At 70.1% G+C, this 21,126-nt stretch carries 18 protein-coding genes and 1 pseudogene; 14 read left to right on the top strand and 5 right to left on the bottom strand.

Features of this window, described 5'->3' with window-relative positions:
- Positions 1 to 58: 58 nt before the first annotated feature.
- The 4 genes from EDD32_RS12535 to EDD32_RS18855 all read right to left on the bottom strand — a co-directional run bounded on the left by EDD32_RS12535 (position 59) and on the right by EDD32_RS18855 (position 3,005).
- A complete protein-coding gene (locus tag EDD32_RS12535) occupies positions 59 to 772 on the bottom strand; it encodes a DUF305 domain-containing protein (RefSeq protein WP_123920513.1) in 714 nt (237 codons plus the stop codon).
- 2 nt (positions 773 to 774) lie between these two features.
- Positions 775 to 1,416: a thioredoxin-like domain-containing protein gene (locus tag EDD32_RS12540; RefSeq protein WP_246006116.1), complete on the bottom strand. Its 642-nt coding sequence runs from the start codon at positions 1,414 to 1,416 to the stop codon at positions 775 to 777.
- Between the two features lie 134 nt (positions 1,417 to 1,550).
- Positions 1,551 to 2,210, bottom strand: a complete 660-nt coding sequence (locus EDD32_RS12545; RefSeq protein ID WP_170175281.1) for a copper resistance CopC family protein — start codon at positions 2,208 to 2,210, stop codon at positions 1,551 to 1,553.
- 105 nt (positions 2,211 to 2,315) lie between these two features.
- A complete protein-coding gene (locus EDD32_RS18855; RefSeq protein ID WP_170175282.1) occupies positions 2,316 to 3,005 on the bottom strand; it encodes a M23 family metallopeptidase in 690 nt (229 codons plus the stop codon).
- Positions 3,006 to 3,655: 650 nt separating this feature from the next.
- Here EDD32_RS18855 and EDD32_RS12555 point away from each other — a divergent pair.
- From EDD32_RS12555 to EDD32_RS12605, 10 genes and pseudogenes are all read left to right on the top strand, one after another.
- A complete protein-coding gene (locus tag EDD32_RS12555) occupies positions 3,656 to 4,903 on the top strand; it encodes an IS256 family transposase (protein WP_123916160.1) in 1,248 nt (415 codons plus the stop codon).
- Positions 4,904 to 5,237: 334 nt separating this feature from the next.
- Positions 5,238 to 5,899, top strand: a pseudogene (locus EDD32_RS12560) (DsbA family protein).
- Positions 5,900 to 5,903: 4 nt separating this feature from the next.
- On the top strand, positions 5,904 to 6,548 hold the full coding sequence (locus EDD32_RS12565; RefSeq protein ID WP_342771409.1) for a vitamin K epoxide reductase family protein: 645 nt from the start codon (positions 5,904 to 5,906) through the stop codon (positions 6,546 to 6,548).
- A gap of 151 nt (positions 6,549 to 6,699) precedes the next feature.
- Entirely contained in the window at positions 6,700 to 7,125 is a 426-nt protein-coding gene (locus tag EDD32_RS12570; protein WP_123917974.1) for an ArsR/SmtB family transcription factor, read from the top strand.
- Positions 7,122 to 9,113: a heavy metal translocating P-type ATPase gene (locus EDD32_RS12575; RefSeq protein WP_123917976.1), complete on the top strand. Its 1,992-nt coding sequence runs from the start codon at positions 7,122 to 7,124 to the stop codon at positions 9,111 to 9,113. The genes EDD32_RS12570 and EDD32_RS12575 overlap by 4 nt, the downstream gene beginning before the upstream one ends.
- 197 nt (positions 9,114 to 9,310) lie before the next feature.
- The gene (locus EDD32_RS12580; RefSeq protein ID WP_123917978.1) at positions 9,311 to 9,670 is read left to right on the top strand and encodes an ArsR/SmtB family transcription factor; all 360 of its coding nucleotides are present in this window, start codon (positions 9,311 to 9,313) and stop codon (positions 9,668 to 9,670) included.
- Positions 9,667 to 10,752, top strand: a complete 1,086-nt coding sequence (locus tag EDD32_RS12585) for a cation diffusion facilitator family transporter (protein WP_425459485.1) — start codon at positions 9,667 to 9,669, stop codon at positions 10,750 to 10,752. Before EDD32_RS12580 ends, EDD32_RS12585 begins: the two co-directional genes overlap by 4 nt.
- Before the next feature lie 77 nt (positions 10,753 to 10,829).
- Positions 10,830 to 11,570, top strand: coding sequence for a ZIP family metal transporter (locus tag EDD32_RS12590; protein ID WP_123917980.1), 741 nt, complete (start codon positions 10,830 to 10,832; stop codon positions 11,568 to 11,570).
- Positions 11,571 to 12,727: 1,157 nt separating this feature from the next.
- Positions 12,728 to 13,405 carry a response regulator transcription factor gene (locus EDD32_RS12600; protein ID WP_123917982.1) on the top strand — a complete coding sequence of 226 codons (678 nt, stop codon included), beginning with the start codon at positions 12,728 to 12,730 and terminating at the stop codon, positions 13,403 to 13,405.
- Position 13,406: 1 nt separating this feature from the next.
- Positions 13,407 to 14,816, top strand: a complete 1,410-nt coding sequence (locus EDD32_RS12605; RefSeq protein WP_123917984.1) for a bifunctional DedA family/phosphatase PAP2 family protein — start codon at positions 13,407 to 13,409, stop codon at positions 14,814 to 14,816.
- Positions 14,817 to 14,818: 2 nt separating this feature from the next.
- On the opposite strand, the gene EDD32_RS12610 is transcribed toward EDD32_RS12605, so the two are convergent.
- Positions 14,819 to 16,270: a sensor histidine kinase gene (locus EDD32_RS12610; RefSeq protein ID WP_123917986.1), complete on the bottom strand. Its 1,452-nt coding sequence runs from the start codon at positions 16,268 to 16,270 to the stop codon at positions 14,819 to 14,821.
- Between the two features lie 149 nt (positions 16,271 to 16,419).
- Between EDD32_RS12610 and EDD32_RS12615 the strand changes: the two genes are divergently transcribed.
- From EDD32_RS12615 to EDD32_RS12630, 4 genes are all read left to right on the top strand, one after another.
- Entirely contained in the window at positions 16,420 to 16,884 is a 465-nt protein-coding gene (locus EDD32_RS12615; protein ID WP_123917988.1) for a PepSY domain-containing protein, read from the top strand.
- Positions 16,885 to 17,097: 213 nt separating this feature from the next.
- On the top strand, positions 17,098 to 17,817 hold the full coding sequence (locus tag EDD32_RS12620; RefSeq protein WP_123917990.1) for a DedA family protein: 720 nt from the start codon (positions 17,098 to 17,100) through the stop codon (positions 17,815 to 17,817).
- A gap of 56 nt (positions 17,818 to 17,873) precedes the next feature.
- Positions 17,874 to 19,496, top strand: a complete 1,623-nt coding sequence (locus EDD32_RS12625; protein WP_123917992.1) for a MutS-related protein — start codon at positions 17,874 to 17,876, stop codon at positions 19,494 to 19,496.
- Complete coding sequence (locus tag EDD32_RS12630) at positions 19,493 to 21,049, top strand: MutS-related protein (RefSeq protein ID WP_123917994.1); 1,557 nt, start codon at positions 19,493 to 19,495, stop codon at positions 21,047 to 21,049. The genes EDD32_RS12625 and EDD32_RS12630 overlap by 4 nt, the downstream gene beginning before the upstream one ends.
- Positions 21,050 to 21,126: the final 77 nt, after the last annotated feature.

Genomic DNA, 21,126 nt, shown 5'->3' on the forward strand with positions numbered 1-21,126 from the left:
TACATCATCTTCTTTCGCGGACGGGTATGGAGGACCGCGGCCTTAGCGGGTCCAGCCGTCACTCGGGCAGCGGACCACCTCGGGCGTTGAGGAGGTTGTTCAGTACGGCGAGTTCTGCGGTTTGGGCGTTGACGATGGTCACCGCCAGGTCACTGACAACCTCTTCCGTCGCCTCGTTCGCGGCGTACTGAGCCATCTCGACACCGCCCTGGTGATGGGGAATCATCAGCTGGAGGTACAGCCGCTCGGCGTCGCGCCCGCTCGCCGTCGCGAGCTTGTTGAGGTCGTCCTGACTGGCCATGCCCGGCATGGCTGCGGTGGTGCCTTCGTCGGGCTCCGACATGTTCGCGTGGTTGTCCTGCATCCAGGCCATGGGTGGCTTTTGGGAGGACTGGGGCAGGCCCCACAGCTCGAGCCAGCCGAACATCTGTCCGGCCTGCTGCTGCTGGGTGAGGATGATGTCGAGGGCGAGTGCGCGGACCTCGGGGTCCTCTGTGCGATCGCGGACGAGCACGGACATCTGCACGGCCTGGGAGTGGTGGGCGCCCATATCGCGGGCGAAACCGGCATCGACCGAACCGGTGCTCGGGACGGCCGCGCCTGTGCCTAGCCGTGACCCGGCGATAAGTCCGACAACGGCAGCGAGGGCGACCAGAAGGAGCGCGGCCCACGCGGTCACCGGGAGCGGCAGGGCCCGTGCAGCGGGCTGTCCGGTTACCTCGTCCGGTGGAGGGGTCGGCGTTCCGCTGTTGGTCGGGTCTGGGAGGGGCATGGTCACACTGCCGGTGTTCCGACGCCGCTGAAGCACGCCGCGCCGGGCTCCGGGGTCTGCTCTCCCTGGAGGTGCCTGGCCAGGAACGTGTCGATGCGTGGGTCGTCGGCATCCTTGACGGCGAGCTGGAGGCCCCAGGCGCTCAGCACGATCGGGGAGTCGGTGTTCTCGTAGGGGCTGACCAGCACGTACGGCTGGTTCTCGGCCTTGCCGGTCAACGCATCGGCCTGGTCCGCCGGTAGGTCGGGTGAGTAGGCGATCCACACCGCGCCGTGCTCAAGGGAGTGCACGGCGTTCTCGTCCGGCACCGGTTCGGTGTAGACGCCGCAGTTCTGCCACGCCTGGTCGTGGTCCCCGCCAGCGGCGGGTGCCATCGGGTAGTCCACGTTTCCGGTGACGTGGTTCGCGCTCAGGTCTGCGAACTCCTCGACCCCGTCGATCGGGGCGCTGGCTGCGGCTTCAACGGCAGCCCGCTGACGGGAGGCACCCGCGAGGGGGATCGCCACCGCGGCGATCAGCCCGACGCAGATCAGGGAGACGGCGGCGATGATCAGGTTTCGGTGGCGGCGGTCCTTGCGGGCCTGCTCGGCCCGCATCGCGGCGACCTGGGCGGCGCGAGCCTGCGCCTGCTTGTTCTTGGTCACGGTCTGCTACCTGATCCTCGAGGTTGGACGTGGTGAGCGTGCCCTGCCTCGGCTAGCGCCGAGCCTGTAGGCCACCACCCGGTCACGATAACGCGTGCCGGACACCTGACGGGCAGGTCGCCGACTCGTGGGGGTCAGCGGCCAGTCCGCCAGCGCTTGTAGGCCAGGGCCGCCGCGATGGCGAGCACCACGATGCCGGCCTGCACGAGGAGGATGGTGGTCCAGGAAGGCATCCAGTCGTCGGCGGCGTCGTCCTGCGCAGCTGTATCGGCGTCCGTGTCCGGTGTCGGGTTCGCCTGGGATGTCTGTGCGGACGGTTGGGGGGCAGTCTTGGGGGTGCTCTCCGTGGCGGACTCCGACGGTGTCGCATCGTTGTCGGCTGCGAGTGTGAATGTGTACCTGTCCTCGGTGCGGTGCCCGTCGGAGGAGACGACGGACCAGGTGACGTCGTAGTCGCCGTTCGGCAGGTTCGGCGGCAGGGCGAGTCGGACCGCTTGGCCGTCGACCACGGGCGTGCCCTCGGCCACGACTGCGCCGCCGGCAGCGGTCACGACGATGGTGGTGGGCAGGTCGAGGATCTCGGCGCTGAAGGTCAGGGCCACCTCGGTGGGGGGTTCCTCGACGACGGCGTCCTGGCAGGGGCTGGCCTCGATGAGCGTGTCGTGCGCACGCGCGCTCGGTGCGGTGACCAATCCTGCGACACCGAGCAGGGTCAGCAGGAAGAGCTGGGCGGCGCGGGTCGCGGCCGGCCGTGTCCGGGGCGAGACGGGGCTCGGGGTGGCGGTGGCGGGCATGCAGGCCACCATAGGCAAGCTGTGCCAGACAGCCACATACGTGAGAGCGCGAGTGATCAAGATCCCAGGCGTAGCCGGTCGAGTGAGCCGGGCGTCCCTGTCTGTTCAGGGGAGCTCGCTGACGTCGACCGCCCCCTGCTCGCGGAGCCAGGCCAGCGGGTCGGTCGTGGTCAGGTCGTCGTCGGTGTGGATCTCGAAGTGCAGGTGCGGCCCGGTGGACCGGCCGTTGTTGCCGACGCCGGCGATGACGTCGCCGGCCTGGACCTGCTGGCCCACCTCGACGTAGAGGCCGCTGGCGTACATGTGGTTGTACCAGCTGTAGACCACTTGGCCATCGATCTCGTGCTTGAGGACGATGATCATGCTCGAGCGGCCGGCCCTGCCCGGACCGACGTAGTCGACCACGCCGTCGGCGACGGCGTGGATGGGGGTGTCCAGCGGTGCCGCGAGGTCGATGCCGGTGTGCGCGGACGACCCGCCGGTGAACGGGTCCGCGCGCCCGCCGTAGGAGGAGGTCTTGCGGAACGCTCCCTGGGGGAGCGGCATGACGATCTCCTTCTCGGGCACCGCGGCGGCCATCGTTCCGTGTGCTCCCTCGACGTTCACGCCGTCGAGGGCGCCGCGCTCGGCCGCCCGAGATGCGGGCACCGACTCGGCCCGCGCCTGTGCCGTCGGGGTGGCCAGCAGGCTCTGCGGCGTGGGGCTGGAAGGCTGGGCTGTGGCGGCCCGGGAGTCGAGGAGGTCCAGCACGCTGGGCTGGGTCTGCACCGCGGGTGCGGCCGCCGAGGCCGGCACGTGCGCATGGGCGGAATGGTCAGTCCCGTCCAGTCCCAGGACCGGAGCGGCAACCGTCGTCAGCCCCAGCACGGTCAGCACGGCCGCGCGCGGGAGTAGGTGCCGAGGGCGACGGTCATCCTTCTTGCAAACGTCCGACTGGGAACGCAGCTCCCGGCGAGACCTTGCCGGCAGCTGGGCGACCTCTTCGGTCGGTGTGTCAGCGCCGTGGTCCGCGTGTCGCTTGCGCTGTCGGCTTCCCATATCGGTCCGGCTCGACTGCGGTGGTACACCTGAGGGCGCCGCATGGTCGCGCTGCGCAGCGCGGGAGCGCTCTGCCTGATGTCGGATGTGCCGTCGGGTCAGCGGTACCCGGACCTCCTCGGGCACAGCAGCGTCCGACATGGATCAAAGCCTCCGCGAAACAGACAGGGCCGGCCCGGGGTCGGGCCGCAGCAATGTGTCACGAAAGGGTAACGGCCAGGCGATGCCTGGAAAGACCGTCTCGTCGATCTCGTGACCTGTTCCACACGTCCACTGAGAGTCCCGCAGTTGCGTCCAGCAGAGTGGTGTACCGGTAGCTCGGTGAGCGTGTCGTCGTAGACGAGTGCGGTCACCGCGTGATCCTTCGAGTGAACCTTCCACAGCACTCTCGAAAAGGACCGACTGCGATGACCGCTCCTTCCAGTATCGACCCTGCCCGGATTCTCCAGGACCACCTTGCCCAGGCGTCCCCGGACCTGCTGCGCCAGCTGCTCACCACGTTCATCAACGCCCTGCTCTCCGCCGACGCCGACGCCGTGTGTGGTGCAGCGTGGGGGCAGGTCTCGGACGAGCGCACCAACCGGCGCAACGGCTACCGCCACCGCGACTTCGACACCCGCGCCGGGACCATCGACGTCGCGATCCCGAAGCTGCGCACCGGGTCCTACTTCCCCGACTGGCTCCTCGAGCGGCGCCGCCGCGCCGAGGCGGCCCTGACCAGCGTGGTGGCGACCTGCTACCTCCTGGGCGTCTCCACCCGGCGGATGGACAAGCTCGTCCAGACCCTGGGGATCACCGGGCTGAGCAGGTCCCAGGTCTCACAGATGGCCAAGGACCTCGACGCCCAGGTCGAGGACTTCCGCACCCGGCCGCTGGACGCCGGCCCGTACACGTTCCTCGCCGCGGACGCGCTCACGATGCGGGTCCGCGAGGGTGGCCGGGTGGTCAAGGTCGCCGTCCTGGTCGCCACCGGCGTCAACGCCGACGGCCACCGCGAGGTCCTCGGTGTCCAGGTCGCCACGGCCGAGTCCGGGGCGGGGTGGCTGGCGTTCTTCCGTGACCTCGTCGCCCGGGGCCTGACCGGGGTCAAGCTCGTGACGTCCGACGCCCACGCCGGCCTGGTCGAGGCCATCGGGGCGACCCTGCCCGGGGCGGCGTGGCAGCGGTGCCGCACGCACTACGCGGCGAACCTCATGGCCAAGTGCCCCAAGGCGTCCTGGCCGGCCGTGAAGGCCATGCTGCACTCGGTCTACGACCAGGTCGACGCCCCCGCCGTCCAGGCCCAGTTCGACAAGCTCCTCGACGCCGTCGAGACCCAGCTGCCCGACGTCCACGCCCACCTCGACGACGCCCGCGGCGACATCCTGGCCTTCACCGGCTTCCCCAAGGCCCTGTGGCGCCAGATCTGGTCCAACAACCCCAACGAGCGCCTCAACCGCGAGATCCGCCGCCGCACCGACGTCGTCGGCATCTTCCCCGACCGCACCAGCATCATCCGCCTCGTCGGGGCCGTGCTCGCCGAGCAGCACGACGAATGGGCCGAAGGCCGCCGCTACTTCGGCCTCGACGCCCTCGCCAAAGCCCGCCTGAGCCTCATCACCACCACCGAGACCGAACAGGAGGACCCCGCCATCGCCGGCGCCATCAGCGCCTAACACCCCACGAAGGAATCACGCCGAACCCGTACACCACCCCAGAGGACTTGACCAGTCCCGCTTTCGCGGAGGACAGAGCCCGAGGCGCGCAGCGTCGACGCGTCGACGCGTCGATGCCGCGCTGGCCGAGCGCCCGGCAGGTAAGGAGCAGCCTTCTCCCGAGCGCCCCGCCGAGGACTTGACCCGCCCCGATGCACGCCAAGCGCTGCCCCTGGGTGTGTCCCCGACAGGCCGTTGTGTGTTTCCCTAACCGTCGGTGCGGAACGCCTCCGCCCCACCACGATTCGTGATGTCTGGACGGCGGGATTCCGCCGGGGCAGGAGCCTGGTTCGCAGTGAGCAGGAATGTGAAGTTGTCGGCCGTGCTGGTCGCGGTCTTCGTCATCGCCGTCGCCCTGGCGGTGGTCCTGGTCGGTCGGTCGGGCAGTGATCAGACGGCAGGCGGTAAGAGCGACGAGCTCGTCGCGGCCCCGGTGGTGCGAGAGAACAGTCACCGACTCTCCACCGCTTCTGATGGTCGGGTCACGCTCGTGGAGTTCCTCGACTTTGAGTGCGAGGCGTGCGGAGCGGCCTACCCCTTCGTCGAGCAGCTCCGCGAGGACTACGCCGGCCGGGTGACCTTCGTCGCCCGCTACTTCCCGATCGCCAGTCACGCCAACGCCGAGAACGCCGCGCTGGCCGTCGAGGCGGCGGCCCAGCAGGGAAAGTTCGAGGCGATGTACCAGCGGATGTATGAGACCCAGGCCGAGTGGGGGAGCAGCAGACCTCCAAGGCCGACCTGTTCCGCACCTTCGCCGAGGACCTCGGGCTCGACATGACGGCTTACGACAAGGCGGTGGCGGACCCGTCGACGCTGGAACGCGTCCAGCAGGACATGTCCGACGGCCTGACCCTGGGGGTGCAGGGCACCCCCACGTTCTTCCTCAACGGCGAGATGATCTCACCGGCGTCCACCGACGAGTTCCGTGCGCTGATCGACGCCGCCCTTGAGGGCTGACCCGGTGGCCGCACCCGCTCCGCGCGCTGGCGCCACCGACGACGTCGCGGCGCGCCCCGACGGTGGCGCACCTCGTCACCTGGCGGTGCTGCTGGCACTGGGCGGGCTGGTGGGTCTGGTCGCGGCCGTGGTGCTGCTCGTCGAGAAGCTTGCCCTGATCGCCGACCCCAGCTACGTGCCGAGCTGCAGCATCAACCCGGTGCTCAGCTGCGGCTCGGTCATGACGACCCCGCAGGCCGAGGCCTTCGGCGTGCCGAACCCGCTCATCGGCGTCGCAGGCTTCGCGGTCGTCACCACGGTGGGGGTGGGGCTCCTTGCCGGGGCCGGGTACCGGCGCTGGTTCTGGCTGGGCCTGCAGGTCGGCGTCACATTCGGCGTTGTGTTCGTGCACTGGCTGATCTTCCAGAGCCTGTACCGCATCGGGGCGCTATGCCCGTACTGCATGGTGGTGTGGGTCGTGACCATCGCGGTGTTCTGGTACACCACCCTGCACAACATCGACGCCGCGCACGTGTCCCTCCCGCGGCCGTTGCGCCGAGTCGCTCAAGGCGTGGCCGGGTACCACGGGGTGCTCTTGACCGGCTGGTTCCTGGCCATCGCCACTCTCATCCTCGTCCAGTTCAGGACGTACTGGTTGGGCGTGCTGTAGCCGGTCGCCCTGTGGCGGGGGGGTGGTGCATGACCTCGTGCCCGTTCCTTCGTTGGCCGCTCCGCGGCCGCCCGGGCCGTGCGAGGCCGGGCGTGAGCCGTCGAGCGTGGGCGAGTACAGGGGAGCCACTTGGATGCGCTAACATCGCCCTATGACGATACCAACCGTGAGTGGCGATGAGCGCGGTGCGGTGGATGCCGCCACGTTGGCGCCGGCAGCCGCGCTGTTCCATGGCCTGTCCGACCCGGCCCGGCTGGCGATCCTGCAGCACCTGACGGTGGGCGAGCACAGGGTGCGGGACCTGACCGAGCACCTCGGCCTGGCGCAGTCGACCATCAGCGCACATCTGGCGTGTCTGAGGGACTGCGGCCTGGTGACTTCTCGTCCGGAGGGACGGGCGTCGATGTTCTCCCTGACCACGGCCCCGGAGCTGCTTGCGGTGCTGGCGGCGGCGGAGCAGCTGTTGGCCTCGACGGGATATGCCGTCGAGCTGTGCCCCAACTACGGCGTCGGGGCCACCACCACCCCGGGCGCCGAGCACCTGAAGCCTCACGAGCACCTGGAGACCGCCCGATGAGCGACGCCTGCTGCGCCCACGACGAGGACGAGCGCACCGACCACGACGACGAGCACGGTGAGGCCCAGGCCGAGCGGCTCTGGGACGTCGACGAGATCCGTGGGGCCGCGGTGTCTGGCGTGCTGCTGGCCGCCGGCTTCCTGCTCTCCTGGTCCGGGCAGGAGGGCTGGTCGCTCGGGCTGAACGTCGCCGCCCTGCTGGCGGGCGCGGTCACCTTCGTGCCTGGCACGCTCCGGGCGTTGGTCAGGGGCCGGATCGGGGTCGGCACCCTGATGACCATCGCTGCCGTCGGCGCGGTGCTGCTCGGTGAGGTGCAGGAGGCCGCGATGCTGGCGTTCCTGTACTCCATCAGCGAGGGCCTAGAGGAGTACTCCCTGGCCAAGACCCGCGGCGGCCTGCGCGCTCTGCTCTCCCTCGTCCCTGAGCAGGCCACCGTGCGTCGCGACGGCATCGAGGTCGCCGTCGCCCCCAAGGACTTGCGCGTCGGCGAGGTCATGCTTGTCAAGCCCGGTGAGCGCCTCGCCACCGACGGGACCGTTCTTGCCGGGCGCACCGCGCTGGACGTCTCGGCCATCACCGGGGAGTCCATGCCCGTCGAGGCCGGCCCCGGAGCCGAGGTCTACGCCGGATCCATCAACGGCACCGGCGCCCTCGAGGTCGAGGTCACCACGACCGCGGAGAACAACTCCCTGGCGCGGATCGTCCACATCGTCGAGGCCGAGCAGTCCCGGAAGGGTGCGACCCAGCGGCTGGCCGACAAGGTCGCCAAGCCCCTGGTGCCCGGCATCATGGTCCTCGCCGCCCTCATCGCCGTCATCGGCTCGCTCGGGGGCGACCCCGAGTTGTGGATCGAGCGGGCGCTTGTGGTCCTCGTCGCCGCGTCCCCGTGCGCCCTGGCGATCTCCGTCCCGGTCGCGGTGGTCTCCGCGGTCGGGGCCGGCAGCCGGTTCGGTGTGCTCATCAAGGGTGGGGCCGCCCTGGAGACCCTGGGACGGGTCCGGAACATCGCCCTGGACAAGACCGGAACCCTGACAGAGAACCGACCGGTGGTCGTGGGGGTCGCCACGGCCGCGGGACGCTCCCGCGAGGAGGTGCTCTCGCTGGCCGCAGGGCTCGAGGCCCGCAGCGAGCACCCCCTCGCCAGGGCCATCCTCGCCGCGGCCCACGGCGTGCCGGCAGCGGCCGACGTCGAGGCCGTCACCGGTGCCGGACTGACCGGCACCATCGGCGCCCGCCGCGTTCGACTGGGGCGTCCTGGGTGGATCGACCCGGACGGCCTCGCCGCCGAGGTCACCGGCATGCAGCAGGCCGGCGCCACCGCGGTCGTCCTGGAGGTCGACGGGCAGGTGCTCGGCGCCATCGCCGTGCGCGACGAGCTCCGTCCCGAGGCCCCCGAGGTGGTCGCGCGACTGCGGCGCGAGGGCTACACCGTGACCATGCTGACCGGGGACAACGCGGCCACCGCCCAGGCGCTGGCCACAGAGGCCGGAATCACCAACGTGCACGCCGAGCTGCGTCCCGAGGACAAGTCTCGCCTCGTCGGGACGCTCCGCGCCCGGGGCGTCACGGCGATGGTCGGCGACGGCGTCAACGACGCACCCGCCTTGGCCACCGCCGACCTCGGCGTGGCGATGGGCGCCATGGGCAGTGACGTGGCGATCGAGACCGCCGACGTCGCCCTGATGGGCGACGACCTGCGGCTGCTGCCCCAGGCCCTCGCACACGCGCGTCGTTCGCGGCGGATCATGCTTCAGAACGTCGGCCTGTCCCTCGTCCTGATCGCCGCGCTCATCCCGCTCGCTCTCGCCGGCGTGCTCGGCCTGGCCGCGGTCGTCCTTGTCCACGAGCTCGCCGAGGTGGTCGTCATCGCCAACGGCGTACGTGCCGGCCGGTCCAAGGACCTGCACACAATCAACTCCTCCACAGCGCCGACCACGGCAGCGCCAGCCCCCGCCCGCAGATTAAGCCCTCCTCGCCTCTCTAACTGAAGCGAGCCGAGAGACACAAGCCGAGAGACACAAGATCCCGACCCGCATGACGACTGTGGGCGGGAGTTCTCGTCCACGCCGGGCATGGTGACCGACCGCGCGCGCCAGTATGTCGACCACCGTCATCAGCCACTCGGGCCAACGGGACTCCTCCCCTTCGATGCACAGACCCAACAGGGTCATGAGACGATGTACGAATGCGCGAAGACTCGAAGACATGCGGGTTTGCGCTCGACTCGCCGTACGTGGACCTGGCCGTCGAGGTATTTGCAATGCTGGCCGACGCGACGCGGGTGCGGATCGTCCTCGCCCTGCGCGAGGGGGAGCTGGCAGTGAGCGACCTGGCCCAAGCCGTGGGGAAGTCACCCACGACCGTGTCTCAGCACTTGGCGAAGCTGCGACTGGCCCGCATGGTCAGCACGCGGCAAGAGGGGACCCGCGTGTTCTACAAGCTGACCGACGAGCATGTGCGTCAGCTCGTCGTGGACGCGATCTTCCAAGCCGAGCACGCCGTCGACGCCCAACCCCGTCACCACCGGAAGGAGCACGACGCGTGAACGCACACCCCACGGACTCACACCACCGCCGCGGCCACCCGGTGGAAACCAGCACGCAGGGTCACGTCGGCGCCGATCAGCATCACCACGATCACGATCACGATCACGACCACGAGCACCCCACCGGGTTCCGTGGCTGGCTGCACGAGGTGTTCGTCCCGCACAGTCATGACGCTGCCGACTCCATCGATGATGCCCTCGAGGCCAGCTCTCAGGGCATCCGTGCTGTCAAGATCAGCCTCGTCGTCCTCGGCATCACGGCTGCCGCCCAGCTCGTCATCGTGGCGATCAGCGGTTCGGTCGCCCTCCTGGCCGACACGATCCACAACTTCTCCGACGCGCTGACGGCTGTCCCGCTCTGGATCGCCTTCGCACTCGGGAGACGGGCGCCGACCCGGCGCTACACGCACGGCTACGGACGGGCGGAAGACCTGGCCGGCCTGTTCATCGTTGCCATGATCGCGTTGTCGGCGGTCATCGCGGGGGTGGAGTCCATCCGCCGCCTCGCCGAGCCGCAGCCTCTGGAGAACCTCGGGTGGGTGTTTGCCGCGGGCATCGTCGGGTTCCTCGGCAACGAGGCGGTCGCGGTCTACCGCATCCGCACCGGTCGGCGCATCGGATCCGCAGCTCTCGTCGCTGATGGGCTCCATGCGCGCACCGACGGCTTCACGTCCCTGGCCGTCGTGCTGGGTGTGATCGGAGTGTGGGTCGGAGTTCCCCAGGCTGACCCCATCGTCGGCCTGCTGATCACCGCAGCCATCCTCATTCTGCTCTGGGGCACCGCGCGGGATGTCGGGCGGCGCATCCTCGACGGTGTCGACCCCACCCTCACCGACCGGGCCGAGGAAGCCCTTCGGGGGGTCGCCGACGTCGAGGGTGTCAGCGACCTCAGGCTTCGCTGGTCCGGGCACCGCCTGGCCGTTCAGGCCACCCTCACCACCCACCCAGCCACCCCACTGGTGCAGCTGGAGGAGATGACGACACGCGCGCGGCACGCGCTCGGTCAGGGGTTGCCCAGCGTCGGAGACGTCCTCCTCGCCACATCCAGCTCAAAGACCGACGAGACGACCGAAGCCGTGTGACGGAGCTCCACGATGGACGCTGGGTTGCGTGGGAGTGTCGATCTACCTTGCCGACCAGCTCACGGAAGGAGTAGCCGATGCCCTCGTTCTGGTTGGTCCTAGGCCTGGCTGCCCTACCTGCGCTCGGCAACTGTGTCGGCGGCGTCCTGGCTGAGGTGCTTCGAGTCTCGGAACGCACCCTCAGCCTCGCGCTGCATCTGGCCGCCGGGATCGTCCTGGCCGTCGTGGGGCTGGAACTCATGCCCGAGGCGCTGGCTGCGGAGGTGCCATGGGTGCCCCTGCTTGCGTTCGTCGTCGGCGGGGTGGCGTTCATCGGCCTGGACCGCGCCGTTGGCGTCGTCCGCGCCCGACTCGGCGGGCGCACCGGCGACAAGGGGTCCAGAGCGCTGACGATCTTCTCCGGCGTGTCCCTCGACCTGTTCAGCGACGGGGTGATGATCGGCACGGGCACCCTCCTGAACCCCGCCCTCGGGCTGCTGCTGGCGATCGGTCAGGTCCCGGCCGATCTGCCCGAAGGGTTCGCCGCCATCGCCACGATGCGTCGAGCAGGCATCCCACGCCGTCGACGCATCCTGGCCGCCGTAGCGTTCACGATCCCGATCATGCTGGGCGCCACCATCGGGTACTTCGCCCTGCGGGGCGCTCCGGAGATCGTCACCCTCTCGGTCCTGGCTCTGACCGGTGGGGCACTGACCGCCGTGGTCGTGGAGGAGATGCTTACTGAGGCCCACGAAGGCGACACCTCGCAGCTCGGCCCCATCTTCCTCACCGCCGGGTTCGCGATGTTCGCCGCGATCTCGGTTTACGTCGGCGCATGATGTGAAACCCGAGCTCACAACCGGACGCGGCAGTGCGGTCGCTCCTCGCCCAGTGAGCAGCCATCGCCCCCAACGGAAATGGGCGCCGGTGAGCAAGACTCGGCGTGGATGTCTCTATCCGTTCGGAGATTGTGAACTGGATCCGCCGTCAACGTCCGAAGTCGTTGCACGGATGACCCTAAGGCTTTCAAGATCCTGTCGATAGGACTCTGTCGGCCCACCACCTCCGTACTTATTTGCACGGTCAACGCCGGCCCGTTCCTCGCCAGAGGTGCGGAGCGTCGCGTTTTGGGGCGCGGCGGCCGGAACACTGCCGCCGACACCGATCTGGTCGAGTTCGCGACGAGTACGCAGCGCTGCATGCCAGGGCGATCGAGGGCGCTGGCGGCGGCTGGCCTGACGCGGCACCTCGAGCGGGGGGGGGGGGCAAGGAGGTCGTTATCGAGCTCGACCGACCTGAACGCACCCAGCGTCGCCACGGCGCCAAGTCCGACACTCTCGACGCGATTTGCGCCGCACGGAAAGCGCTGTCAGTGCCCCGGCTCGGGAGCCCGCGCGGCGGCGGGGACCGCCAAGCCCTGTCGGTGCTCCCGTCGCCCGCCCGGTCCGCGGAAGCGGTTCCGCGGCCAGAAGCTGCCGGCCATGATCAAGACCGCTATCGGCATGTGGGTCCACCCCAACTGGGACGTGGAAACCACCACCACGGTCGCCGTCCTGCGGTCCTTGGCGTGAAGGGAGAACCGGCTCTGCGCTCTGCATCGCCGGCCGCTTGCGGCCGAGCTCGCCGAACAGGTGAGAGGTCGGAAATCGCCACCGTGGTGCCGACGAGTGCCAAAGTCTCGACGAGCAACCCGCCTGGTCCTACGTGGACGTTTTCACAGATGCGCCGTTGGGCAGCCGGCTGGTGATCTCGGCGCGAGAGCCCGCCGACACCCGCTTCCTGAGCGCCGGCGAGCGTTCACGGTTTCGTGGGCAGTTTCCCGAGTGATGCGTCGGCCATCGGCCACTTTTTGCGGACGACTTTCATGAGTGTCGTGCTTGCTCTGGCATCGTTGCGCTTCGACGATGGTCTTGTCGTGGTCGACCGTCATCCCGTGGGGCGGCGTCTCAGGATGTTCTCAGGTCCGGTGCGAGAGGGTGGGGCCGAGGGGGTCTTGATGCGCGTGTTGATGGTCGAGGATGAGGTGCGGCTCGCGGACACGGTTCGTCGTGGCCTGGCGGCCGAGGGGTTCAACGTCGAGGTCGTCCACGACGGCGTGGAGGGGCTGTGGCGAGCCCGGGAGAATGCTTACGACGTCATCGTCCTGGACATCATGCTGCCTGGGCTGAACGGCTACAAGGTGTGCGAGCAGCTGCGGGCCGCCGGGGTGTGGACGCCGGTGCTGATGCTCACGGCGAAGGACGGTGAGTATGACCAGGCCGACGCGTTCGATCTCGGCGCTGACGACTATCTGACCAAGCCGTTCTCGTTCATCGTGCTGGTCGCCCGGCTGCGGGCGCTGATCCGCCGCGGCGCTCCTGAGCGCCCGGCGGTCCTGGCCGCCGGTGACCTTTCCTTGGACCCGGCCCGGCGCCGGGTGGAGCGGGGCGGGCAGGAGCTGTCCCTCACGCCGCGGGAGTTCGGTCTGCTGGAGTTCCTGCTGCGCCACCGCGGTGACGTGGTGAGCAAGACCGAGATCCTCGAGGGCGTGTGGGACGCCCACTACGACGGTGACCCCAACGTGGTGGAGGTCTACATCGGCTACCTGCGCCGTAAGATCGACCTGCCCTTCGGTCGCCGGGCCATCGAGACCGTGCGCGGGGTGGGCTACCGCCTGGCTCACGACGGCGGCTGACATGACGCACGTGCTCGACTCCCTCCTGTCGCTGTCCGGTGTCCCCGTCTACGCGGTCGTGGGGTCGTTGGCGTTCATGGAGGCGGCGCTGTTCGTCGGGCTGGTCCTGCCCGGGGAGACCGCCCTGTTCCTGGGCGGGGTGCTGGCCGGTCAGGGCAGGGTGAGCCTGGTGGTGCTGCTCGCGGTCGCCGTCCTCGCCGCTGTCGCGGGGGACTCGGTGGGGTACGAGGTCGGTCGCCGTGGTGGTCCGGCGCTCAAGGCGAGCCGGCTGGGCCGGATGGTCGGTGAGCAGCGGTGGGCCCGCGGGGAGGACCACCTCGCTCGCCGCGGCGGCTCGGCGGTGCTCCTGGGCCGGTGGGTGGGTGTGCTGCGTGCCCTGGTGCCGGCCGTCGCGGGCATGTCGCGGATGCCGTACCGGCGGTTCCTGGCCTACAACGCGGCCGGGGGGACGTTGTGGCCGGTCACCGTGGTGCTGCTGGGGTACTTCGCCGGCGCCTCGTTCCGGAAGGTGGAGGCCTACCTGGGCCGGGCGAGCCTGCTGCTGCTCGTCGTGCTGGTCGCCGTCGCGACGGTGGTCGCGGTGGCTCGGTACCTGGCGCGGCACCCCGACCGGGTGGCGGCTGCGGGCCGGCGGGTCCGGTCGGCGGCGGCCGTGCGGTGGACCGAGGGCGTTGCCGCGTCGGTCCTGGCTCGTGTGTCGCGCCGTGCCGGCGCCGTTCCGGCGTTCAGTCTGGGCGTGGTGGCCGCCCTCGTCGCGGCGGCGGTCCTGGCGATGGGGTTCGCCGAGGTGCTCGACAACGTCCTGGACGGCAACGGCGTCGCGCTCCTCGACCGACCGGTCCTGGAGTGGCTCGCGGCCCACCGCGACGACGAGGTGACTGTCGCGATGCAGGCGCTCACCGCCGTCGGCGGGCCGGTGCTGCTGCCGCTGCTGGCGCTGGCCGGAGCGGGTGTGCTGAGGTGGCGCACGGGGAGCTGGGCCCCGGCGGGCCTGGTGGTCCTGACCGCCGCCGGCTCCGGGGCGATCACCCTGGCCGGCAAGCACCTCGTCGGCCGGGCCCGACCGGCGATGGAGCTGGCGGTCGCCGGGGAGGGCGGGTTCTCCTTCCCCTCGGGTCACTCGCTGAACTCGCTCGCGATCATCGGTGTCCTGGCGGTCCTGGCGGCCCGGGCGACCCTGAGCTGGTCGCGGCGGGTGTGGATCGGCGCCGGGACGGGGGTCCTCGTCGCCCTGATCGGGCTGAGCCGGCTGTACCTGGGTGTGCACTGGCTCACCGACGTGCTGGCCGCGTGGTTGGTCGGGGGCGTGTGGCTGATCGCCGTGCTGGGCCTGTGGCGCTACTCCGGGATGCGGGACCGCGTGCGCGGTGAGATGCCGGACCGCGTGCACGGTGAGATGCGGGAGGCCTGACCTCACCGGTCCACGGGGTGGACCGGCAGGGTCAGGCGGAGCGTGGCTCCGGCCGGGCCGTCCACCACCGCTACGGTGCCGCGGTGGGCGGTGGCGATTTCCCGGACGATGGCCAGGCCTAGTCCGCTGCCGCCGCGGGCGCGTTGGCGGCTGTCGTCCAGGCGCACGAACCGGTCGAAGACCCGTTCGCGGTCCGCCTGCGGGATGCCGGGTCCGTCGTCGCTGACCTCGATCACGGCGTGAGCGCCGTCACGGGTCAGGGTGAGACCGACCTCGGCGGTGGCGTGCCGACCGGCGTTGTCGACCAGGTTGCGCAGCGCCTGGGCGAGCTGGTGCGCGTCGCCCAGGACACGCACGGCGTGGATCCTGGAGGTGACGTGAAGGGCGGTGGTGGCGCGCAGGCGGGTCGCCTCGGCGGTGAGGAGGTCGTCGAGGTCGACCTCGTGGCGGTCCGGGTGGAGGCCGCGCTCGTCCGCGCGGGCCAGGAGCAGGAGGTCGTTGACGAGGCGTTCGAGCCGGCTGGTCTCGGCGAGGGTGCCGGCCGCGACCGAGGCGGGGTCGGCGTCGGCCTGGTCGGGATGAGCCAGGGCGATCTCGGCCGCGGCCTTGAGCGTGGCGATGGGGCTGCGCAGCTCGTGGCTGGCGTCGGCGACGAACTGCCGCTGAGAGCGTTGGGCGGCCTCGAGCCGGTCGAGCATCTGGTTCATGGTGACGGCGAGCCGGGCCACCTCGTCGCGTGCCGCGGGGACCGGGACGCGTTCGGTCAGCTCGCGTCCGCCGATGCCGGCGACCTTGGCGCGGATGGCCTCCACCGGACGCAGCGACCGGCCGACGAACCACGAGGTGGCCGCGCCGACCACCACCAGCAGGATCGGGTAGCCGACGGCCACCAATGCCGTCACGGCCTGCACGCTGTCCTCCACCGCCCCCAGGGACTGCCCGACGACGACGGTGTACACGCCCGCGTCGGTGTCCGCGGCGGTCACGACAAGGCGGAAACGGTCGTCGTCGACCGGGGTGCGCCGGTCCTGCCGCACGAGCTCACCCGGCGCGGGGTGCGCCGGGCTCAGGGCGGCCTCACCGTCGATGTCCTCGCTCGAGGCCATGACCCGACCGTCCGGGGCCAGGACCTGCACCACCGAGTCCTGGGCCGACGCCGCGGCCACGGCTACGGTCAGGGCCTCGACGGCACCGGGGTCGGCGCGGTCCAGGCCCGCGGCGGGGACGAGGTCGGCGATCTCCTCCGCCCGGGTGGTGACGGCCGCGTCGATACCCGCGACCAGTGAGCGCTGCAGCAGCACCACCAGCGCCGCCGAGGCCGCCGCCAGGGCCAGCGCGACGACGAGCGTCGCCGCCAGGGTCGAGCGGGCCCGCACCCCGAGGTGCCGGTGCCACCACGGCACGGCACCTCGACGTGCCTCCCGGCTCGACGCCGGCGGTGCCTCGGGGGACATCTGGCCATCGTAGGAGCCGCCACCTGAGGAGCCGCTGAGGGGGCTCTCAGCGTCTCTCAGAGTGTCCACAGCACGCCTCGGACAGTCTTGCTCGTATCGACGGATCCACCACCAGGGTGGACCGCGACACCAAGAAGGAGTCACCGATCATGAACGTCACCACCAAGCGGACGGTCGCCGTCGGCGCACTTGTCACCGGGCTGGCCCTGGGTGGCACGGGGATCGCCATGGCAGCCAACGGCACGGCCCCCAGCGGCTCCGAGGCCACCACGACCGAGGACCAGCAGCAGGAGCCGTCGTACACCGGCAGCGTCACCGCCCCGCAGGACACCGAGTCCGCGGACGGCACCGAGACCAAGGACGACGAGGCGGCCGAGGCCAAGGCCCTGGAGTCGCTCGCCACCGTCAGCCCGCAGGACGCCACGAGCGCGGCACTGGCCGCGGTGCCCGGGACCGCCGGGGCCGTCGAGCTCGACAACGAGAACGGCTACGTCGTCTACAGCGTGGAGGTCACCGGCGATGACGGCACCACTATCGAGGTCAAGGTCGACGCCGGCAACGCGACCGTCCTGGCCCAGGAGGCCGACAACGACCAGGAGACCAACGACGACTGACAGCCACGACCGGGCCACGACCGGGGCCCGCCTCACCGGTGGCGAAGGCGCTCGATCCGGCGCCTTCGCCACCTCGGCGATCTCAACAGCGCCCCTCGACCGCCCACGGCCCGTGCTGCCCGACCGACGACCCGGAAAGGTCCCCGTGCCCACACGTGAACGTGCCCGATCCCGCCACGCGGCGGCTCATCCGACCGCACCGGCGGGTACGCGGTGATCGCTACGGCGGCGACCCCTGGCGATCTGACCGGCATTAGCGCGCTCTTCGTCGAGCTCATCGACAGGCTGGGCGAGGTGGGGGTGGCGGTCCTGACACTGGTCGAGACGGTGATCCCGCCGGTCCCCAGCGAGGTGGTCCTGCCTCTGTCCGGGTTCCTGGCCCAGCAGGGCCATCTGTCGGTCCTGTGGGTTCTTGTCGCCTCGACCGTGGGGTCGCTCGTGGGCGCCTGGATCTTCTACGGGCTCGGGGCGGCGCTCGGGCTCGAACGGTCCGCCGCGCTGGTGGCGAAGGTGCCGCTGGTGGACCGGGAGGATGTGGTGGGGGCATCCGACTGGTTCCACCGCCACGGCCGCGGGGCGGTCTTGTTCGGCCGGCTGGTCCCCGGCGTGCGGAGCCTGATCTCCCTACCCGCCGGTGCCCAACGCATGCCAATGGCCACTTTCAGCGTCGCCACCGCAATCGGCAGCGGCGTCTGGAACGCCATCCTGGTGGGCGCCGGGTATGCGCTTGGCACCCAGTGGGACACCGTCGGCGCTTACGCCAGCACGTTCAGCAACGTCGTCATCGTCGTTCTCGTCATCGCCCTCCTCGTCGCCCTGCGGCGGCGAGCCCGACGCCGACGCCGCACCACGGCACCGCCGGCCGACCGCCTCGGTGCGGTTGGCGATAACCACAGGTCTCCATTACATCCGGGGAAGCTTCACTCAGCTTGATTACGGTGTAACGTCGGTTCTGGGATGGAGCTCCCGGGAACCGCCCTGGTGGGCTGATGGCTCCTCACGTCGTGGTGGAGGATGCCGTGAGAAGCCCAGAGTCGGTGCAGCGTCCAGTTCCCGGAGATGGCCCACTCGGTCCAGCGGACACGAGGCCGTTCCGTTCGATTCTGTTTCCGGGCGGGTCGCGAGCGATCCGGCCACCAAAGGATGCTGACTTCATCCACGACCTGAATCTCGATCAGGTCATTGATTCGGTCGCCGCCGGGCGGCAGGAGTACCGGATCAGGCCGTTCTTCACTTTGCCGTTGCATGACGTGGCGACGGTGACGTACCGGCAGGAGATCTTCCGCGACCTGTCCGGGCGTGCGGTGGCCGGTGTGGTCGAGCTGTTCGAGGGGGAGATGCGCCGTGTGCGGTCTTGCCTGGAGGCGGCTCGCAGCGTGCACCACGAGCTGCAGCGGCAGTGGTGGTTCCTCGAGGCCGGGGCGGTGTACTGCGCTGCTGTTCCTGCATTGTGGCGCGACCTGGGCGGGGCCACCGTCCGTTCTCGTGGGCTGCGGTTGTTGCGGGCGTACCTGAGCGACTACGTCGCATCATCGGCCTTCACGGACCTGCGTGAGGACACGGATCGGGTCCGTGAGGGCCTCTCCCGAGTTCGGTACACGGTCCACATCAAGGGGGCCCACGTCACGGTCGACCATTGCCACGGCGAGGCCGACTACGGGGCGGAGGTGCTGGCCACCTTCGAGAGGTTCCGGCAGGCAGAGCGAGCGCCACGGGAGGCGAACCCGTCCCGGGCCGGGGAGATGAGTCACGTCGAGGCCCGCGTCCTCGACCTGGTCGCCCAGCTCAACCCGGGGGCTTTCGGAGCACTGGCCCGCTACGGCACGGAGCATCGGGACTTCGTGGACGTCGTCGTGGGCGATTTCGATCGTGAGGTCCAGTTCTACCTCGCCTACCTCGACCATGTGGCTCCTCTCGAGGAGGCCGGGTTGGCGCTGTGCTACCCGCTGGTGGGCAGATCGAAGGCCGTGGAGGGACGGCAGGTCTTCGACCTGGCCCTGGCGGGCCGGCTCGTCGCCGAGGGGGGAACCGTGGTCTGCAACGACTTCCAGCTGGTAGGGCCGGAGCGAGTCGTGGTGGTCACGGGCCCGAACCAGGGCGGGAAGACGACGTTCGCCCGAACGGTCGGCCAGCTCTTTCACCTGGCCGCCCTGGGTTGCCCGGTCCCGGGCACGTGTGTCCGGCTGGCCCTGCCGGACCGCGTCTTGACGCACTTCGCGCGGAAGGAGAACCTCAGCGACCTCAGGGGGCAGCTCGAGGACGACCTGATCCGGGTCCATCAGATGCTGGAGCGGGCCAGTAGTGAGAGCGTGTTGATTCTCAACGAGATCTTCACCTCCACCACCCTGGAGGACGCCCGTCTGCTCGGGGAGCGGGTCCTGAGGCGGATCATCGCGCTCGACTGCCTGGCCGTGTACGTCACCTTCGTCGACGAGCTCTCCGATCTCAGTCCCTCGACCGTGAGCATGGTCAGCGCGGTCCGTCCGGAGGACCCGACCGAGCGCACCTACAGGCTGGAGCGGCGGCGCGCGGACGGGCTTGCGTACGCCGCTGCCTTGGCGCAGAAGTACGGCCTCGGCTACGAGGCGTTGAGGGCACGGGTGGCGAGATGAAGACGCATCTGATGCACCCCGACCGTGGCTTCGATCCGCAGCAGCCGCTCCCCTGGAACGCGGGGGACCTCATCGACGACCTCGAGCTCGACACCCTGCTGGCGGTCATGGCCGACGGCGATCACGTCCTCTACGAGATCGGCCGCGTCGCCCTGCTGACACCCCTGCAGGACCCGGCCGAGATCAGGTATCGCCAGGCAGCGCTCGAGGACTGCCTCCGCCACCGGGAGATCGTCACGGAGATCTACGCCGGCGCGGTGGCCGCCATCGCCCGGGAGAAGCGGATCTTCGGGTCGATCCTGCGCAGGCCGACCTCGGTGGTGAGCAGGTCGGTGGAGGTCCTGGAGATGTTCGTCGAGCACCTCACCCGGCTCAGGGTGATCGCGGACGAGCGGAGCTGGACCTTCCGTTCAGCCGCATTCACGACGTTCTTCGAGATGATCGCCACCGAGCTCGACGACCAGTTCTTCGCGACGGCGGGTGCGCACCTGCGCCGTCTGAGGTTCCGCGACGGCGTCCTGATGAGCGCGGAGCTCGGCACGGGGAACACGGGTACCCGCTATACGCTGCGCCGCCCGCATCATGAGAGAGGGACCTGGCTCGAGCGCCTGACGGCGCCGCCACGGCAGGGCCTGACGTTCGTCATCCCTGACCGCGACGACGCCGGCTTCAGCGCGCTCTCCGAGCTGCGCGACCAGGGCCTGGACCACATCGCCCACGCCCTGTCCCGGTCCACCGATCACATCCTGGCCTTCTTCAAGGCCCTGCGCACCGAGCTCGGCTTCTACATCGGGTGCCTCAACCTCCACGACCAGCTGGGAGCCGAGGCGACCGCCTGGTGCTTCCCCGAGCCGGTACAGGGCAGCGTCGCACTGAGCTGCCGCGATCTCCGCGACGCCGCGCTGGTGCTGACCACTGAGGAACCCGTCGTCGGCAACGACGTCGACGCCGACGGCAGGTCGCTGGTGATGATCACTGGCGCGAACCAAGGAGGGAAATCCACGTTCCTGCGTGCCGTGGGGCTGGCGCAGCTGATGATGCAGTCCGGGATGTTCGTCACGGCACAGCAGTACCGGGCCAACGTCTGTGAAGCGATCGCCACGCACTTCAGCCGCGAGGAAGATCCGACCATGACCAGCGGAAGGCTCGACGAAGAGCTCCGCCGGATGAGCGACATCGCGGACCACATCCGGCCCGGATCGCTGCTGTTGTGCAACGAGTCGTTCGCCTCGACCAACGAACGGGAAGGGTCACAGATCTCACGAGACATCCTCCGGGCGCTGCAGGAGGAGGGCATCAAGGTCTTCTTCGTCACACACCTGTTCGACCTCGCCCACGGCATCGCGCGGCAGGGACGGGGCGACACGTTGTGCCTCCGGGCCGAACGAGAGGCGGACGGGCACCGGACCTTCAAGCTGCCCGTCGGTGAGCCGCTCCCCACCAGCTATGGCACCGACCTCTACGCGCGCGTCTTCGGCACGGCAGCGGGGACCGAGACCCCACCGACGGGAGAGACCCGCTCCGGTGCTAGCTCGCGGCGTGACACGCGGTGACGCCGTCCCGCGCGCCGCCGTGGGGCCAGGAGCTCTGGGCGCGGTGCGGCACCGGTTCCGGTCTAGCTTCGGCTCGA

This window comes from Georgenia muralis, from assembly GCF_003814705.1.
Lineage (GTDB): Bacteria > Actinomycetota > Actinomycetes > Actinomycetales > Actinomycetaceae > Georgenia > Georgenia muralis.

What these genes read in the sequence shown, in the direction of transcription:
- EDD32_RS12535 (WP_123920513.1), bottom strand. Translation starts at nt 772, where the DNA reads ATGCCCCTCCCAGACCCGACCAACAGCGGAACGCCGACCCCTCCACCG.
- EDD32_RS12545 (WP_170175281.1), bottom strand. Translation starts at nt 2,210, where the DNA reads ATGCCCGCCACCGCCACCCCGAGCCCCGTCTCGCCCCGGACACGGCCG.
- EDD32_RS12555 (WP_123916160.1), top strand. Translation starts at nt 3,656, where the DNA reads ATGACCGCTCCTTCCAGTATCGACCCTGCCCGGATTCTCCAGGACCAC.
- EDD32_RS12570 (WP_123917974.1), top strand. Translation starts at nt 6,700, where the DNA reads ATGACGATACCAACCGTGAGTGGCGATGAGCGCGGTGCGGTGGATGCC.
- EDD32_RS12575 (WP_123917976.1), top strand. Translation starts at nt 7,122, where the DNA reads ATGAGCGACGCCTGCTGCGCCCACGACGAGGACGAGCGCACCGACCAC.
- EDD32_RS12580 (WP_123917978.1), top strand. Translation starts at nt 9,311, where the DNA reads ATGCGCGAAGACTCGAAGACATGCGGGTTTGCGCTCGACTCGCCGTAC.
- EDD32_RS12590 (WP_123917980.1), top strand. Translation starts at nt 10,830, where the DNA reads ATGCCCTCGTTCTGGTTGGTCCTAGGCCTGGCTGCCCTACCTGCGCTC.
- EDD32_RS12600 (WP_123917982.1), top strand. Translation starts at nt 12,728, where the DNA reads ATGCGCGTGTTGATGGTCGAGGATGAGGTGCGGCTCGCGGACACGGTT.
- EDD32_RS12605 (WP_123917984.1), top strand. Translation starts at nt 13,407, where the DNA reads ATGACGCACGTGCTCGACTCCCTCCTGTCGCTGTCCGGTGTCCCCGTC.
- EDD32_RS12610 (WP_123917986.1), bottom strand. Translation starts at nt 16,270, where the DNA reads ATGTCCCCCGAGGCACCGCCGGCGTCGAGCCGGGAGGCACGTCGAGGT.
- EDD32_RS12615 (WP_123917988.1), top strand. Translation starts at nt 16,420, where the DNA reads ATGAACGTCACCACCAAGCGGACGGTCGCCGTCGGCGCACTTGTCACC.
- EDD32_RS12625 (WP_123917992.1), top strand. Translation starts at nt 17,874, where the DNA reads ATGGCTCCTCACGTCGTGGTGGAGGATGCCGTGAGAAGCCCAGAGTCG.
- EDD32_RS12630 (WP_123917994.1), top strand. Translation starts at nt 19,493, where the DNA reads ATGAAGACGCATCTGATGCACCCCGACCGTGGCTTCGATCCGCAGCAG.